Annotated in this window: 15 protein-coding genes; 2 read left to right on the forward strand and 13 right to left on the reverse strand. The window is 44.2% G+C overall.

All coding sequences use genetic code 11. The features are described 5' to 3' along the window. Positions 1-6 precede the first annotated feature (6 nt). The 5 genes from BLW31_RS01450 to mnmA form a co-directional block, all read right to left on the reverse strand. A complete protein-coding gene (locus BLW31_RS01450; RefSeq protein ID WP_010536520.1) occupies positions 7-1,026 on the reverse strand; it encodes a branched-chain amino acid aminotransferase in 1,020 nt (339 codons plus the stop codon). A gap of 48 nt (positions 1,027-1,074) precedes the next feature. After that, complete coding sequence (gene xseB, locus BLW31_RS01455; protein WP_010536519.1) at positions 1,075-1,284, reverse strand: exodeoxyribonuclease VII small subunit; 210 nt, start codon at positions 1,282-1,284, stop codon at positions 1,075-1,077. A gap of 93 nt (positions 1,285-1,377) precedes the next feature. After that, positions 1,378-2,613 carry an exodeoxyribonuclease VII large subunit gene (xseA, locus tag BLW31_RS01460; RefSeq protein ID WP_010536518.1) on the reverse strand — a complete coding sequence of 412 codons (1,236 nt, stop codon included), beginning with the start codon at positions 2,611-2,613 and terminating at the stop codon, positions 1,378-1,380. A gap of 42 nt (positions 2,614-2,655) precedes the next feature. After that, positions 2,656-4,011 carry a S8 family peptidase gene (locus tag BLW31_RS01465; protein WP_010536517.1) on the reverse strand — a complete coding sequence of 452 codons (1,356 nt, stop codon included), beginning with the start codon at positions 4,009-4,011 and terminating at the stop codon, positions 2,656-2,658. 24 nt (positions 4,012-4,035) lie between these two features. Beyond that, a complete protein-coding gene (gene mnmA / locus BLW31_RS01470) occupies positions 4,036-5,124 on the reverse strand; it encodes a tRNA 2-thiouridine(34) synthase MnmA (RefSeq protein ID WP_022300866.1) in 1,089 nt (362 codons plus the stop codon). A gap of 360 nt (positions 5,125-5,484) precedes the next feature. Here mnmA and BLW31_RS01475 point away from each other — a divergent pair, with 360 nt between their 5' ends. Continuing rightward, positions 5,485-6,363, forward strand: a complete 879-nt coding sequence (locus tag BLW31_RS01475; RefSeq protein ID WP_010536515.1) for an exodeoxyribonuclease X C-terminal domain-containing protein — start codon at positions 5,485-5,487, stop codon at positions 6,361-6,363. Here BLW31_RS01475 and BLW31_RS01480 read toward each other — a convergent pair. From BLW31_RS01480 to BLW31_RS01500, 5 genes are all read right to left on the reverse strand, one after another. Further along, the gene (locus BLW31_RS01480; RefSeq protein ID WP_010536514.1) at positions 6,338-7,345 is read right to left on the reverse strand and encodes a metallophosphoesterase family protein; all 1,008 of its coding nucleotides are present in this window, start codon (positions 7,343-7,345) and stop codon (positions 6,338-6,340) included. The two genes, BLW31_RS01475 and BLW31_RS01480, sit on opposite strands and share 26 nt — an antisense overlap. 131 nt (positions 7,346-7,476) lie before the next feature. After that, the gene (gene ispF / locus BLW31_RS01485) at positions 7,477-7,956 is read right to left on the reverse strand and encodes a 2-C-methyl-D-erythritol 2,4-cyclodiphosphate synthase (RefSeq protein ID WP_010536513.1); all 480 of its coding nucleotides are present in this window, start codon (positions 7,954-7,956) and stop codon (positions 7,477-7,479) included. Between the two features lie 39 nt (positions 7,957-7,995). After that, on the reverse strand, positions 7,996-8,610 hold the full coding sequence (locus tag BLW31_RS01490) for a fumarylacetoacetate hydrolase family protein (RefSeq protein WP_010536512.1): 615 nt from the start codon (positions 8,608-8,610) through the stop codon (positions 7,996-7,998). Continuing rightward, positions 8,610-9,272: a redox-sensing transcriptional repressor Rex gene (locus tag BLW31_RS01495; protein ID WP_010536511.1), complete on the reverse strand. Its 663-nt coding sequence runs from the start codon at positions 9,270-9,272 to the stop codon at positions 8,610-8,612. Before BLW31_RS01495 ends, BLW31_RS01490 begins: the two co-directional genes overlap by 1 nt. 88 nt (positions 9,273-9,360) lie before the next feature. Then, a complete protein-coding gene (locus BLW31_RS01500; RefSeq protein ID WP_029425275.1) occupies positions 9,361-11,970 on the reverse strand; it encodes a DUF5686 and carboxypeptidase regulatory-like domain-containing protein in 2,610 nt (869 codons plus the stop codon). Between the two features lie 111 nt (positions 11,971-12,081). Here BLW31_RS01500 and BLW31_RS01505 point away from each other — a divergent pair, with 111 nt between their 5' ends. Further along, positions 12,082-12,432, forward strand: a complete 351-nt coding sequence (locus BLW31_RS01505) for a translation initiation factor (protein WP_010536509.1) — start codon at positions 12,082-12,084, stop codon at positions 12,430-12,432. Positions 12,433-12,490: 58 nt separating this feature from the next. Here the strand turns inward: BLW31_RS01505 and tsf are convergent, their stop codons facing one another. From tsf to rpsI, 3 genes are all read right to left on the reverse strand, one after another. Further along, positions 12,491-13,483 carry a translation elongation factor Ts gene (gene tsf, locus BLW31_RS01510; protein ID WP_010536508.1) on the reverse strand — a complete coding sequence of 331 codons (993 nt, stop codon included), beginning with the start codon at positions 13,481-13,483 and terminating at the stop codon, positions 12,491-12,493. 120 nt (positions 13,484-13,603) lie between these two features. Continuing rightward, on the reverse strand, positions 13,604-14,440 hold the full coding sequence (gene rpsB / locus BLW31_RS01515; RefSeq protein WP_008760802.1) for a 30S ribosomal protein S2: 837 nt from the start codon (positions 14,438-14,440) through the stop codon (positions 13,604-13,606). A 121-nt stretch (positions 14,441-14,561) separates the two neighbouring features. Further along, the gene (gene rpsI / locus BLW31_RS01520; protein WP_008760801.1) at positions 14,562-14,948 is read right to left on the reverse strand and encodes a 30S ribosomal protein S9; all 387 of its coding nucleotides are present in this window, start codon (positions 14,946-14,948) and stop codon (positions 14,562-14,564) included. Between the last annotated feature and the right edge of the window lies 1 nt (position 14,949).

Raw genomic sequence — 14,949 nt, forward strand, 5'->3', positions numbered from 1 at the left:
AATCAATTATTCTACAATCGTCACCCAGCCATGTGTATCCGGTTCGTCACCATACTGAATACCACGTAACTTATTATATAGTTTCGTACAAATCGGTCCCGGCTTGCCATCTTTAGAGATAACGTATGATTTTCCATTCTCCAAATCATCGATACGCTGAATCGGGCTGATCACCGCAGCAGTACCGCAAGCGCCCGCTTCTTCAAACGTTTCCAGTTCTTCTTCCGGTATCGGACGGCGTTCTACTTTAATACCCATATCTTCTGCCAACTGCATCAGACTCTTGTTGGTGATAGAAGGCAAGATAGAAGATGATTTCGGAGTAATGTAAGTATTATCTTTAATTCCGAAAAAGTTGGCCGCGCCACACTCATCGATATATTTCTTTTCTTTGGCATCCAGATAGAATTCACAAGAATAGCCCAAATCATGCGCCTTCTTGTTGGCACGCAGACTGGCTGCATAGTTACCACCCACTTTATAGATACCTGTTCCATGAGGAGCTGCACGGTCGAATTCGCGAATAATAACGTACGGATTGGTAGAGAAACCTCCTTTGAAGTAAGGACCTACCGGAGTTACAAATACGACAAACATATACTCGTCAGCAGGGTGCACACCTACCTGAGCACTTGTTCCGATCAACAACGGACGAATATAGAGAGAAGCACCGGTCTCATAAGGAGGAATGAAACGCTCGTTCAATTTCACAACTTTCAGAATAGCTTCCTTAAAACGTTCGGTCGGCAACTCAGCCATCAAGATCCCCTGACAAGTAGATTGCAGACGTGCCGCATTTTCTTCCAAACGGAAAATACGCACTTTGCCGTCTTTGCCGCGGAAAGCTTTCAATCCTTCAAAAGCTTCCTGACCATAGTGCAGGCAAGTAGCCGCCATGTGCAGGTTGAGGTATTCTTCACTGCTAACTTCCAGTTCACCCCATGCACCGTTGCGGAAATTAATTCTCACATTGTAATCTGTCTTCATGTATCCGAACGACAGATTCGCCCAGTCTATTTCTTTCATATCGTTATGTATTAGTTTATTTTACGCTTTGATTCGCAAAAATAACTTTTATTCTTCAGACTGCCGCTTTTCTTGCAACAATTTTTCGACCTCCCGATCCGCTTTCGTCAGTTTTTCGGTACAAAAGGCAATAATTTCATTGGCTTCTTTGATTTTTTCGCTCAAAATGTCGATATCCAGTTCATTGTTGTCTATCTGGCGAACTATCTTTTCAAGACGTTCCATCGCTTGGGAGTATGTTTCTTTTTTAGCTACCATATTTATTGTATTTAAGATGAATAATAATGCTCGGTGGGGCAGGCGTCGCTCATCGGTGCCGAAGGGCGTCTTCATCGGTGCCGGAGGGTGGCTTCATCGGTGCCGGACTTCAGAAGTGAAACTTCCTTTAGCCAGACGAGTAACCAGCTGATCTCCGGGGAGCAATGAAGCGGCATCCGTGACCGCTTTTCCATCTTTCAGCGTGATGCTATATCCACGACTCAGCAGTTTGTCGGGGGAGGCGTCCGCTACACGCTGCTGTAACAGTTCCAACCGATGATGATGGCGGGACAACAGAGCCTGCACCCCTTGTGACAAATCCTTTTGGACTGTCAGCAAAGTGAAACGGGCATCCGTAAGTTTCCGATGAACAAGGCTCGGGATACGGGAATGAATCATTTCCAGCCTCCGCCACTCCTGTTCGAGCAGGGAATATGCCCCTTGTTGCAGGCGGGCGGATAACTCTTCCAGACGGTCTGCCGACTCGGTGATGCGGTGGATCAGAAGTTCAGCAGCAGCCGTCGGTGTTTTCACTCGCGTATGTGCAACAGAGTCGAGTACCGTATCATCCCGTTCATGGCCGATACCGGTAATGATGGGCAACGGAAACTGTGCACACGCAGCTGCCAGCAGGTATGTATCAAAACCGGACAAGTCCGAGGTCGCCCCTCCACCCCGTATAATGACAACTACATCAAATTCATGAATCCGGTCATTAATACGATCCAATGCTGCCAGTACTGATTCTTCCACTTGATTGCCCTGCATCAAAGCCGGAAATAGTTCGGTATAGAAAAAGAATCCGCCGGGATTGTGCTGCAACTGATGACAAAAATCTCCGTATCCTGCTGCGGTAGCAGAGGAAATGACTGCAATACGTTGAGGCAGAAGCGGCATTTCCAGTTCTTTATTCAATGTCAGCACCCCTTCTTCTTCCAGCTGCAACAGTATCTCGCGACGGCGGCGAGCCATATCTCCTAATGTATAGGCAGGATCAATATCGAGCACAGTCAGACTATAACCATAAAGTTCGTGGAACTGAACCGTAACCTTCACCAGTACTTTAATGCCGGAAGTAAACAACTGTCCGGTAGTTTCCTCAAAGTAAGGTTTCAGCAAACGATAGATATTGCTCCATATCATGCCGCGCGCCTTGGCTACAAGATTATTGCTGCGAGAGTCTTTCTGCACAAACTCCAGATAACAATGTCCCGTAGTATTGGAACGGACATCGCTCAATTCTGCCTGTATCCAATATTCGTCGGGAAGACATTGTTCCAGACTTCGCCTGACAAGCGCATTTAGTTCTAAAAGGGAAAGAGAATCCATAGTTTGAATGAAGTATGATGAATAATGAATAAAGAATAAGCGTTATTCCTTGTTCATTTGATAAGCTTTCCAAAGGTCCGGAATGCCATAACCGTAAATATTGTCCGGGAAATCGGATCTGTCGCCTACACTGCGGACCAGTTCGATCACTTCTTTTGCAGTCAAGTTCGGACAAGCCTGCCAAAGACAAGTTACCATTCCACACATGATAGGCGAAGAAAAAGAAGTCCCGTTTGCCAGACGAAGATTACCGTCTGTACCTATGATGTCTGCTTTGGAACCGACGGCTACTACGTCCGGTTTTACGCGTCCGTCGGCTGTATTGCCGATAGAAGAGAAAGAAGCCAGCAACTTCTTTTTATCAATAGCTCCCACAGTCAGCACATTCTCCGCATCACCCGGAGGAGTAATCTTCTTCCACGAACCACCACCGGAGTTTCCGGCACTGCAAACAACGATCATACCCTTATCAGCCGCTTTCGAAGCTTCCCGTGACATCAGTGCATAGTGTCCGTTCAAATCACGGTAGCGATAATTTTTTGTCGGATCGTCAAAAGTGTAATACCCCAGTGACGTATTCACAACGTCCACGCCCACGCTATCGGCAAATTCGATGGCTGCCGCCCAATAATCCTGTTCTACCAAGTGTTCAGAAGATTCATCCTCACTACGGAGTAGCCAGTAGGAGGCTTCCGGCGCTGTACCGATCATGACATTCGGCTGATTCATTGCCATACAAGACAGTACCGACATACCGTGGTTGCTTTCAGCATAAATGTCCGCTTCGGGATTCACAAAGTCACGTGTCCCAAGCACACGGATATTCTTCATCGCTTCGATTTTGTCCGCATTATGAAATCCGGCATCAATCACGGCAATGGTCATGCCTTGCCCCTTAAATCCGGCATCGTGGAGAAGGTTCGCACGGCTCATTTCTATTTGGGTAATAGCAGGACCATACAGACTGTCCGAACGCTGCGGATTATTAATCAACGAATCTCTTTTTGTAGCTGCCGTCACTTTGCCTTGCCATACTTGCTCAATGGAACGGACAAAAGGCAGTTTGGCTATTTGGTGGATCAGCATACTGTCATTGCAGGAAACTGTCACAAAATTGTCCCACTTCCCAGTAACGAGAATATGGACGCCTTTCTTGCGTATGGCATCTACATACTTCTTACAGACCGGCAAGTCGGTAGAGTCAATAGCCAATTTCTGTCTCAATCTGCGGTCGATTGATTTCTTGGAAAGAAATTTCTCCGGTTGCCTGATGGAATATGTGGTTGCAGCCTTATCTGTGAGGCTGATCCGATACTTCAAGGTATCGGTAGAGGTAAATTGAGCAGATGCTCCCACCGCTGTAGTCAGGATCAATGCTGCTAATACTAATCTTTTCATCTGAATCTCTCTGTTTATTTTATTCTACAATTCATCCTTATTCTCTATGATCACCAAACCAATCCCGCGTTGCGAAGCGATAAACGCGCCGCCAAGCACCCGCCGTCCATCATAAAATACCGCCGACTGACCGGGAGCCACCGCCGAAGCTATCTCACGGAAATGCACAAACAAGCGTCCATCTTCCAGACGCTTCACCCGACAAGGTATCGGACGGCTGCGATAACGGATTCTCACCGCAAGGCTTTCACAAGCTAGTAGCTCTTGTTCATCTACTATGCGGTCTCGTTCCGCAAGCATGTATTCCGTCTGTAATTGTTCGGCATCACCCAACATCACGGTATTCTTCTGCGGATTGATTTTCAACACATAAGCAGGCTTACCCAAAGCAATCTCCAGCCCTTTCCGCTGGCCGATTGTGTAATAAGGTGCTCCCTTGTGTTGTCCCAGCTTCACCCCTTCGGAACTGACAAACCACCCGGGGCCGATCTCTGTATCCAATTCCGGACACTGTTCGCGCAGAAAGTCACGGTAATCTCCTTGGATGAAACAGACTTCCATGCTTTCACCTTCTTTGGATTTCGCTTCATATCCTTTTTCTGCCAGATACTCACGCACCTTTATTTTCGTGTAGTCTCCTAATGGAAAGATACACCGCCTCAGCACATCTTGTCCCAACTGCCAAAGGAAGTACGACTGGTCTTTTTTATCATCGTCTCCCGCTACAATATAAATGTGCCCGTTCCGCTCTTCCAAACGAGAGTAGTGTCCGGTCGCAATGTAAGCACAATTCAGTTTATCAGCCCATTCTGCCAATACACGGAATTTAAATAAGGGGTTACACATCACACACGGATTCGGGGTACGCCCTTGCTTGTACTCATCGATAAAATTCCGCACAATAGTCTCCTTGAAAGGTATACGTTCATCAGCCACATAATGTTCAATTCCCATCCGTGCGGCAAGCTCGCGTGCATCCTGAGGCTCATCTCCCCAAACACGCATCGTGACTCCTACTATTTCATATCCCTGTTCCTGTAGCATCAGACAAGTAGCAGTGCTATCTATACCGCCACTCATACCGACTAATACTCTTTTATTCCGTTCTTTCATCCGAATTTCCTATAATTACAAGAATACAAATGTACAAGATTTCAAAGAGAAAATAAATTAATTCCTCCACTTCCTTCTTTTATAGCCGAAAGAATCTGCTTTTTCAATCATAAGAACCGCTTGATACTTTTAGTTTCATGCCTTGGAACAAATGGTTTCAAGCAATGAAACTTTTAGTTTCAAGGCATGAAACAAAGTGTTTCAACGGTTGAAACTGATATTGAAATCAGGAATTCTTCATTCAAATCCGTACAGAAAGAAACAAAAAAGATCGTTAACAGCCCTATCTATACAGCAGAGAGACTTGCTTCTTTGAAAGAAAATCCGTATATTTGAATTATACCAAAAGCGAGAACAATTATGGCTAACCCAAAATTACCGGGAATTTCCGAAAGCGAGCAAGCCTTATTGTATGCCAAACTGAATGAATACAACCGAGGCAGATCCTCTTTCAAAGAGGCAGGAGTTTATCTGGTGGTGTTGCCCCGACCGGGAAAACCCAACTACTCCCTTTGGCTCTACTCTCCCCTGCCCGAAAAGCAATCGATTCTCTATATACATGATTTGTCTCCGGATATCAATGAGTCTCTGCGAATGGCCAGCACCCTATTTTATTATTCGCGACGGTGCCTCATTCTTGTAGATTATAATGAGAAAAGAATGCAGAGCAATGGTGACGATCTCATCTTTTTCGGCAAATACAGGGGACACTTCCTGCACGAAATCCTAAAGATCGATCCCGCCTATCTGAGCTGGATCGCCTACAAGTTTACCCCGAAGATTCCCAAACAGGAACGTTTCGTCAAAATAGCACAGGCCTACCATTCGGTACATCTGGACATAATGCTGCGGAAAACGAAAGAGACACGCCGGGCGAGTCGCTATTTGGGAGAAGTGAACGAGAAGCTGACAGACTTAAAGCTGAAAGTCATGCGGGTGCGTTTGGAAGATGACCCCTACAAGACAAGAATAAATGGAACAACTCCGCAATTCTTCGTGAAGCAAATACTGACGTTAAACGATGCCAGCGGCAACCTAGTGACAATGAGCATCCCATCAAAAACTCCCAGTGCGATATCATGTACCCTATCCGGAATAGAGCATGAATATCGACCGGGAGAAATTATATATGTTGCATCGGCGCGGGTATCACGCCTGTTCGAAAGCTACGGTTCCAAATATACCCGCCTCAGCAATGTGAAACTGGCTATCGCTAACGTTTGGTCCAATCGTCCTTAACGAAACTTGCCGGATAGCTAACCTTATCAACGATACCGTCTTTCTGGCGAATCCAGGAAGTGAAAGTACGGGCACCTTCATCAAGCACTATGATACGGGCACCATTCGGCAGGTGATTATATTCTGTATTTCCACCAGTAAAACGACCATAAGCCAACAGGATTCCTTTCCACATCACCGCATAATCATTATCATGATCGTGACCAACAAACATTCCCATCACATCACCCGACTCTTTCATTGCAGCAAACATACCCGTATTCAGTTTGGGCGCACATGCTTCTTCCATACGGGTTCCGCGCAAAATGGCATTTTCATCAGAAGCCGCTTCATTATATTCCGGCAGAGGAATGTGGAAAAAAGCAAGCGCCGGCAATGGTTGCCCACCGTTCTGTGCGGTATAAGCAGCACTCTGCTGACGATACCAATTGATTTGGTCGAACGTAAGCCATGCGTAACCTTTCACATCCTTCAACGGAGAATAAGAATGGGAGTCCATGCAATAGAGAACAGCCGCGTCCTTCTTTGCATCGGAAAATGCTTTTACTGTCAATACATAATCCGGAGAAAGGGCCGAGCCCCGGTCCGGCATCAGATTGCCCGGTACCTGACGGATGATATCGTATAATTGCTCCCGTGTCATTCCCTGCTCATTATCATGATTGCCGAAAGTGACTACAAAAGGTAGTTTACGCTTCGATACCTGTTCCAATACCTGCAACATGCCTTTGTCTGCCGGAGCAGAATAAACCACATCACCGGTAAAGATTACAAAATCAGGCTGTTCTTCATCGAGTACCTGATTGATACGTTCCAGCGCTATGTCGGAAGCGGGATTCTTATATTTAAAATGGACGTCAGTGAACTGTACTATTTTAAACTTGCCATCTTTGTTAAACTGTAATTCACTCTTTTGAGCGAAACAGAAGGTGGTCATACACAAAGAAACCAGTGCCAAGAACAATTTTAAAGATCGGTTCATACTATTTATTGTTTTAGGGGGTTAGTAATCTTCTTTATAACGGACTGACCATAAACAGACAGCAAATACACGAAAGCCCACCTATCAGCGGCCCCCATATAGCCAGCCATTCAGAAGTTCTGCAATTCTTATCAGTCCTTCTCTATCAGCACGGTAGCATAAGCGGAAATACCTTCTTCACGTCCGGTAAAGCCCAGCTTTTCGGTTGTAGTCGCTTTAATCGAGATGTCCTCCGCATCAATACCCATTACGGCTGCCATCGTCTCCTGCATCAACGGAATATGAGCTTTCAGCTTGGGACGTTCCGCGCAAATAGTCGCATCAATATTCCCGACACGGTATCCTTTGGTCGCAATCAGTTCTACTGTCTTTTTCAAAAGAATCTTGCTATCGATATTTTTATACTCTCCGGCAGTATCCGGAAAATGATAGCCGATGTCGCGCATATTAGCGGCTCCCAACAAAGCGTCGCAAACCGTATGCAGTAATACATCAGCATCCGAATGTCCCAGCAATCCTTTAGCATGCTCCAGACGAATACCACCCAACCACAATTCACGGCCTTCGACCAGCTGATGTACGTCGAAGCCAAAACCTACTCTTATTTTCATAAACTATTTAATAAATGAGTCAAATAAAGAATATACGGATCAACGTATATAGAAATCCAGCAACTTTTCTCCTTCCAGATATCCCTGCAAATGCTGGCCGATACTAACCGGACCTACCCCGGCAGGTGTCCCCGTGAATAGTAAATCTCCTATTTTGAGTGTTACGAACTGGCTGACGTAAGCAATGATATCATCCACTTTAAAGAGCATATCCGCTGTACAACCACGTTGCACCTCCTTGCCATCAATCATCAGATTGAAATTCAGATTCTGAATGTCTTTATAGCGCTCTACCGGAACAAAAGTGCCGATAGCGGCAGAAGAGTCGAAACCTTTGCAAAGTTCCCACGGATTACCAGCTTCACGAAATTTACGCTGAAGGTCACGAGCAGTAAAGTCAATGCCAACTGTCAATGCGTCATAATATCGATGGGCAAAACGGGGAGAAATATTCTTTCCAAGACGGTTGATGCGTACAACAAGCTCCGTCTCATAATGTACTTCATTTGAAAAATCAGGGATAAAGAACGGTTTGCCATCTTTCAGAATAGCCGAATCGGGCTTCATGAAAATAACCGGTTCTTTATTTATAGATGTATGTCCCAGCTCCTGATTGTGCAGGGCATAGTTCATTCCTACGGCAATAATCTTCATTATTTGATTTCGTTAAAATTAAGGCGATTGAACATAACCGCCAGATGAGCATAAAGGGATGTATTCTGTACCACGATATCTTCCGGAACACGGATACGGAAAGGGGTAAAATTCCAGACAGCCTTGATTCCTCCGTCCACCATCATATCCGTGATACACTGGGCAATCTCGATAGGAACAGTCAACACACCGATCTGTACGTCATTTTCTTCCATCTTCTTCAGAAAGTCGTCCGAATGGTAAACAGGAATTCCGTTCAGGTGAGTGCCGACCAACGTCGGGTCAATATCGAAAGCAGCCACAATCTCAAGTCCGAAATGCTTCAGACCGGAGTCTTGCAAAAGTGCGCCTCCCAGACTACCGACTCCAAAAAGAAAAGCCTTATGTATCTCCGTAAACCCCAGGAAGTGCTCTAAAACCCTGATGAGCGCATCAACCTCGTACCCCACACGTGTACGTCCGGAGATATTCACATACGACAAGTCTTTTGCTATCTGTGAAGCGTCAATATTTATTTCCTTAGATATCTGCGTAGAAGAGACAAAGCGTTCGCCTCTTTGCTTCAGCAACTTGACATTCGACAAGTACCAAGGCAGTCTGCGCAAAGTAGGCTCCGGCACTTTCGTACAATCTATCTGCTGTATCTTTTGGTTCTCGGCCATTTCTTTTATTTATTCAGGTTATAAGATTGACAAAAATACGTTTTTTTTCGGAATTGCAAGAATGATTCATACTATTTCTACACAGGTGCTATTCTCCCGCAAACATAGACAAAGGAATGCTGACGGAAACTCCGGTCGAACGGTATTTCAGACTCTCGAAGCCAACGAAGACGCCTAACCGTGCCAGTTTCAGGAATCCGATGGAGTAACCGACTTCCGAATAGGGACGCCGGTCATATCCTGCAAGCGTACGGAGATGCAATGCTTCATCCAGATTCTTCTTTTTCAGGAAAGGTAGAAATTTCAGCAATAAATAGGGAGTGTACCAGGAAATATTAGCTTGTACCCATCGGGTATTGGTAGAGTATGCATAATTATCCAACAAAGAAAATCCTGTGTCAAACGAGCGCTCGGTCACCGGTAAACCAGTTGTCGCAAAATGTTTGAAATCGGGGAACTGCATACCTTTCTTATCCCAAAAAGTTCCGGCATTAACGGCCCAGTCCAACGTATTAAACATTCCGAACTCTATGTTCTGTCTGGCGGAAAATTCCGCTAAATGATAGGATGGAGAAGACAACGTACCTTTCAAAGGGAAAGCCCGGTCATAACGTAATGTAAAAGTAGGATACCTGGATTCTTCATACACTTTTTTCCCTTTCTGCATCCGGTAATAATGGACCGGAGTATATTCCAAAGCAAACGAAGCTTTTAATAGTTCATTTTCAGGCATCGGATAGAATGCCCGGCTATCCGGAATATTCGGTTCTGCCTCTTTCTTAAACCAACTCCGGTGTATATGATTCTCCAACATCTGCCGACGCTGCCAGGAAAGTGAGGTAGAAAACAACAAACTGTTTGCCAATTCAATCTGATGATGTAAGGACAGGAAACGTTTCTCATAAAGTTTCACATCATTTCGTCCGAAGAAAGAAGAAGCAACGCCATTTATCAGACGTGATTCTCCACTTTCTCCATTATAATCGGCAGAAAGCATTCCACCGGACAGTACCATATACCCTCGTCGCCTCGGAGCATAGCTCAGGGAGAGTTCACCTTGTCCTGCCAACGCTTTACGGGCAGAGGTATAGTATGCAGATGGAGTAAATTGTAAAACAGAGGCTTCCGATAGTTTCAGTCCTGTTTCAAACTTGGCTCCCAGCCAAAAACCATCTACAAAATTATATTCAGGCACATAGGAAGGCAGGCCGGTCCAAGAGATCCATGCATTTTTATTAGGACTACGAAAAGTTTTCCCCATAAGAAATGTCTGAATGATCTTTTTTCCAACGGATGTCTTTATCGAATCATCCTCTTGAAGTGAATCTTTGGAAAGGGATAACTTTTCCTTATGAACATAACTCTGTATTTCTTCCGGGCGCAAAGGAACACTCCTGACAGCCGCCCAATAAAGCGAATCCTTTTCACCTGCCAGCGAATCAGTCTTCACATTCACCTCTCTTTTTCTCACTTTGCGCTCATATTTATGCGAAGAACGTGTAGAGTCGGATTCAGCTATGTTCTTTTCCATCAGCTTAGATAATTTATAGGCTTCTTTCAAAGTCAAATCATCTTTTGCCGCCAGTTCTTCTATCTGCCTTGCAAGCTTCTGCTGCTTTCGGTTTTGCTTCAGTGAAGTATCAGAAGAAGACAGCCCCCTATTCATTACCTGCTGACGGTCTGCAACTTCTACATTCGTATAATGTACCGCCGCCAGATAAGAAGCCTCTGCCGAAAATCCCATCATCTTGATTTCACAAGACATACTTGTGGAAGTAGCAAGAAAAACAGCGGACTGAACTTCTTTACAAGTAACCTTAACCTTAGCCTTTAAACCACCCATATGAATAGAAAGCTCAGCCGCAGAAACACACCAAAGGTCTTCCACAATGTACAAATCTCCGGATACCAGACGTGGGCTGTCTTGTTTAGGGATGACTTTTATCTTATTGATCAGGTAGTTGCCTTCACTATAACACCCTTCCAACTTAAAACGGTAATAGGAAAAAGCTCCGGCACTCAATGGTGATACCTTATCAAAAATAACAGGTTCGTAAAAGTTGATTGTAGTCAGACCAATTCTGACCTCCATCTCTTCCGGAAAAGAATTGGAATAAGCCTTTACCTGATTCTCCCAGGTAGAGGGAGCTTTGAAAGTTACCACTCTCTGTTCCTCCATCACAAACAACTTACCCAAAAGCTCCTTCGACTCTTTCCTGACTTCCTTTGACAGCTTTAAAATAGCGGGAATGGTCTTCATTTTTCCCGTACCTTTCAGATAGGTACCGGCTCTAAATCCTTTCACCTGCGTACGGTAATAAGGAGCATTGGCAATCGCTTTGCGCATCACAGAACAGGCAGGGTCTTCCGCCCCTTTTACTACATTGACTTCCCGCAAACTGTATACCTGCTCCGAGAGTACGATATTCTTTTCCAAATCTCCGGTAGATATGGAGAAGGAAAACGTTTGTCCTGCGAATCCCAGAGAAGAAACCTCACAAGTATATTGTCCCGGTTGGAGCGAAGTCTGAAAACAACCATTATCATCGGTAGTAAAGCCTGTTTTAAGTTCTTTCAGATAAAGTGCCGCGTAGGGTATCGGATTTCCCGCAAAGTCAACCACTCTGCCTTTAAATGTTTGTGCCCAAAGAGAGATAGTAAAAGAACATATAAGAACAAACGCTATATATCGTTTCATCATTTTCGGTTTATTAGTCTTATTTCGTTTTATTATTAGACGGCAAAATAGACAAAAGATTGCAAAGTTCCCCACAAAATATTACTTTTGACACAATAAAAGCAGAAGAATATGAAAAATAATGATTGGAAAGACAGGCTGAATGTGGTTTATTCTACAAATCCTGATTTTAACTATGATATGGATGATGATCAGGAACAAGTGACGCTGGATAAAAACAAACAAAATCTTCGGGTTTCTCTCGACAGGAAAAATCGTGGAGGTAAAGTCGTTACACTCATCACCGGATTCGTAGGTACGGAGAATGACCAGAAAGAACTTGGAAAACTACTGAAAAGCAAATGTGGAGTCGGAGGTTCGGCCAAAGACGGAGAAATCATCGTACAAGGAGATTTCAAGCAGAAAGTAATAGACCTGTTAATAAAAGAAGGATATACAAAGACCAAAGGTGTCGGAGGATAATGACAAAGGGCGGAATCATTAGAATTCCGCCCTTAGCTTATTATCTTTTTGAGATAGATTATTCAGCTTTCAAAGTGAAACGCTTGAAATCAAGAACCTTCAGTTCAGGATCAGCAGCTGCCAATACTTCTCTTACAGTCTTCTTAGCGTCCATGATATCTTCCTGATTCAGCAGACAAACTTCTTTCAAGAACTTACCCAGACGACCCTTAGCGATGTTCTGAATCATTTGTTCCGGCAGGTGTGCAGCCTTTTCAGCAGAAACGGTAGCAATGATTTCCTTTGCCTTAGCTATATCTTCAGCTGTAATCCAGCCCTTAGCCATATTACTTTCCATGTGCTCTTCGCTATCTACATGAGCAGGGTTGATGTTGGCTTTCTTCAGAGCAGCTTCTACAGCTTTCTGTACCTGTTCTGCTTTTGTTTTCTCGATAGCAACAGCAATTTCCTTTTCTTTTACTTCTTCAGAAACGCCATCTTCATCAATAGCGATCGGATTCATTGCAGCAATCTGCATAGCTACTTGTTTAGCCAACTGCTCGTCAACGTTCTTGTTGAAAGCAACGATTGTGCAGAGACCGTTTCTGTTCATGTGATTGTAAACAGCAGTGCTTGCTCCCTCTACAGTCATGTAACCATCAAGCTCCATTTTCTCACCAGTAATACCGCTACGGTCAACCACTGCATCCTGTACAGTACCGTTACCCATCGGCAATGCTTTTACTTCATCCAATGTCTTGCATTTGTTAGCCACAGCAAGGTCCAGAATGTCCTGAGTCAGTTTCACAAAATCAGCATTCTGAGCAACAAAGTCAGTTTCACACTTCAAAGCAATGACAACGGCATATTCACCAGTAGTCTTAGCCAAAACACAACCTTCAGAAGCATCACGTTCTGAACGCTTAGCAGCAACAGCTTGTCCTTTCTTACGGATAATTTCCATTGCCTTGTCGTAATCGCCTTCAGCTTCTGTCAATGCATTCTTACAGTCCATCATACCAGCTCCGGTCATTTTACGCAGCTTGGTAATATCAGCCATAGTTACAGCCATAATAATTTCCTTTATTTAAATGAATAATAATTTTCAAAACAAAAAATGTGCCAATCTGCCAATCAAGATGCAAGTGTATAAGCATACTCTTGCACATTAGCAAATTGGCACATTATATAATTAAGCCTCTTCGTCTTCCTTGATGAAGGCAGCAGCTTTCGCTGCATTGATAGCTTCTTCGTCAGACTTGTCAAGTCTTGCTTTCACTGATTTTTTCTTGCCTTTGTTAGCAGGAGCTTCACCAGCTGCTTCCATGTCGATCTTTTCAGCTTTTCTTTCTTCCAAGCCTTCGATCATTGCAGCACAGCAAGCGTCAAGGATAACCTCTACTGACTTAGTAGCGTCATCGTTAGCAGGAATTACGAAGTCAACGTTTGTAGGATCAGAGTTAGTATCAACGATACCAAATACAGGGATACCCAGACGGTTAGCTTCACGAACTGCGATATTTTCTTTCATTACGTCGATAACGAACAATGCAGACGGCAGACGAGTCAGGTCAGCGATAGAGCCCAAAGTCTTGTCCAATTTTGCACGTTGACGAGAGATCTGAAGAACTTCTCTCTTAGAAAGGTTAGAATATGTACCATCGTTAGTCAATTTATCGATAGTAGCCATCTTCTTCACAGCCTTACGGATAGTCGGGAAGTTGGTCAACATACCACCCGGCCAGCGCTCGATTACATAAGGCATATTAACAGATTGAGCTTTCTCAGCTACAACTTGTTTAGCTTGTTTTTTAGTAGCAACAAAAAGAACTTTCTTGCCTGATTTGGCAATCTGTTTCAAAGCTTCAGCAGCTTCGTCTACTTTTGCAACTGTTTTGTGGAGGTCAATGATGTGAATACCATTGCGTTCCATGAAAATATAAGGAGCCATTGCAGGGTTCCACTTTCTCTTAAGGTGTCCGAAGTGGCAACCGGCTTCCAATAAAGTATCAAAATTTGTTCTTGACATCTTGTTTTTTCTTTAAATCGTTTACTTTCTTTTTTGTTTTTTCTAAACCAACCGCCGGGTAGTCTATAAGCAGAGTCCCAGTAGTTTAGATACTAAACATATTCCTCGGTCAGGCAGCACATTAACGCTTGCTGAACTGGAATCTTCTACGAGCTTTCGGCTGTCCCGGTTTCTTACGTTCTACAGAACGTGGGTCACGAGTCATGAAGCCTTCAGCACGAAGTGCAGCCTTATCTTCAGCGTTCATCTTAACCAATGCACGAGCGATTGCCAAACGCAATGCCTGAGACTGACCAGTGAAACCACCACCACACAAGTTAACCTTGATGTCATACTTCTCAGCAGCACCCAGCTTGTTCAATGGTTGTTTTACAACATACTGAAGTATAGTTGATGGAAAGTACTCTGCAAGGTCTCTCTTGTTAATAGTAATCTTTCCTGTACCTTCGCTTACGAATACACGTGCGATTGCACGTTTACGTCTGCCTAATGCATTTACTACTTCCATT

Source organism: Bacteroides faecis MAJ27, from assembly GCF_900106755.1.
Classification (GTDB): Bacteria; Bacteroidota; Bacteroidia; order Bacteroidales; family Bacteroidaceae; genus Bacteroides; species Bacteroides faecis.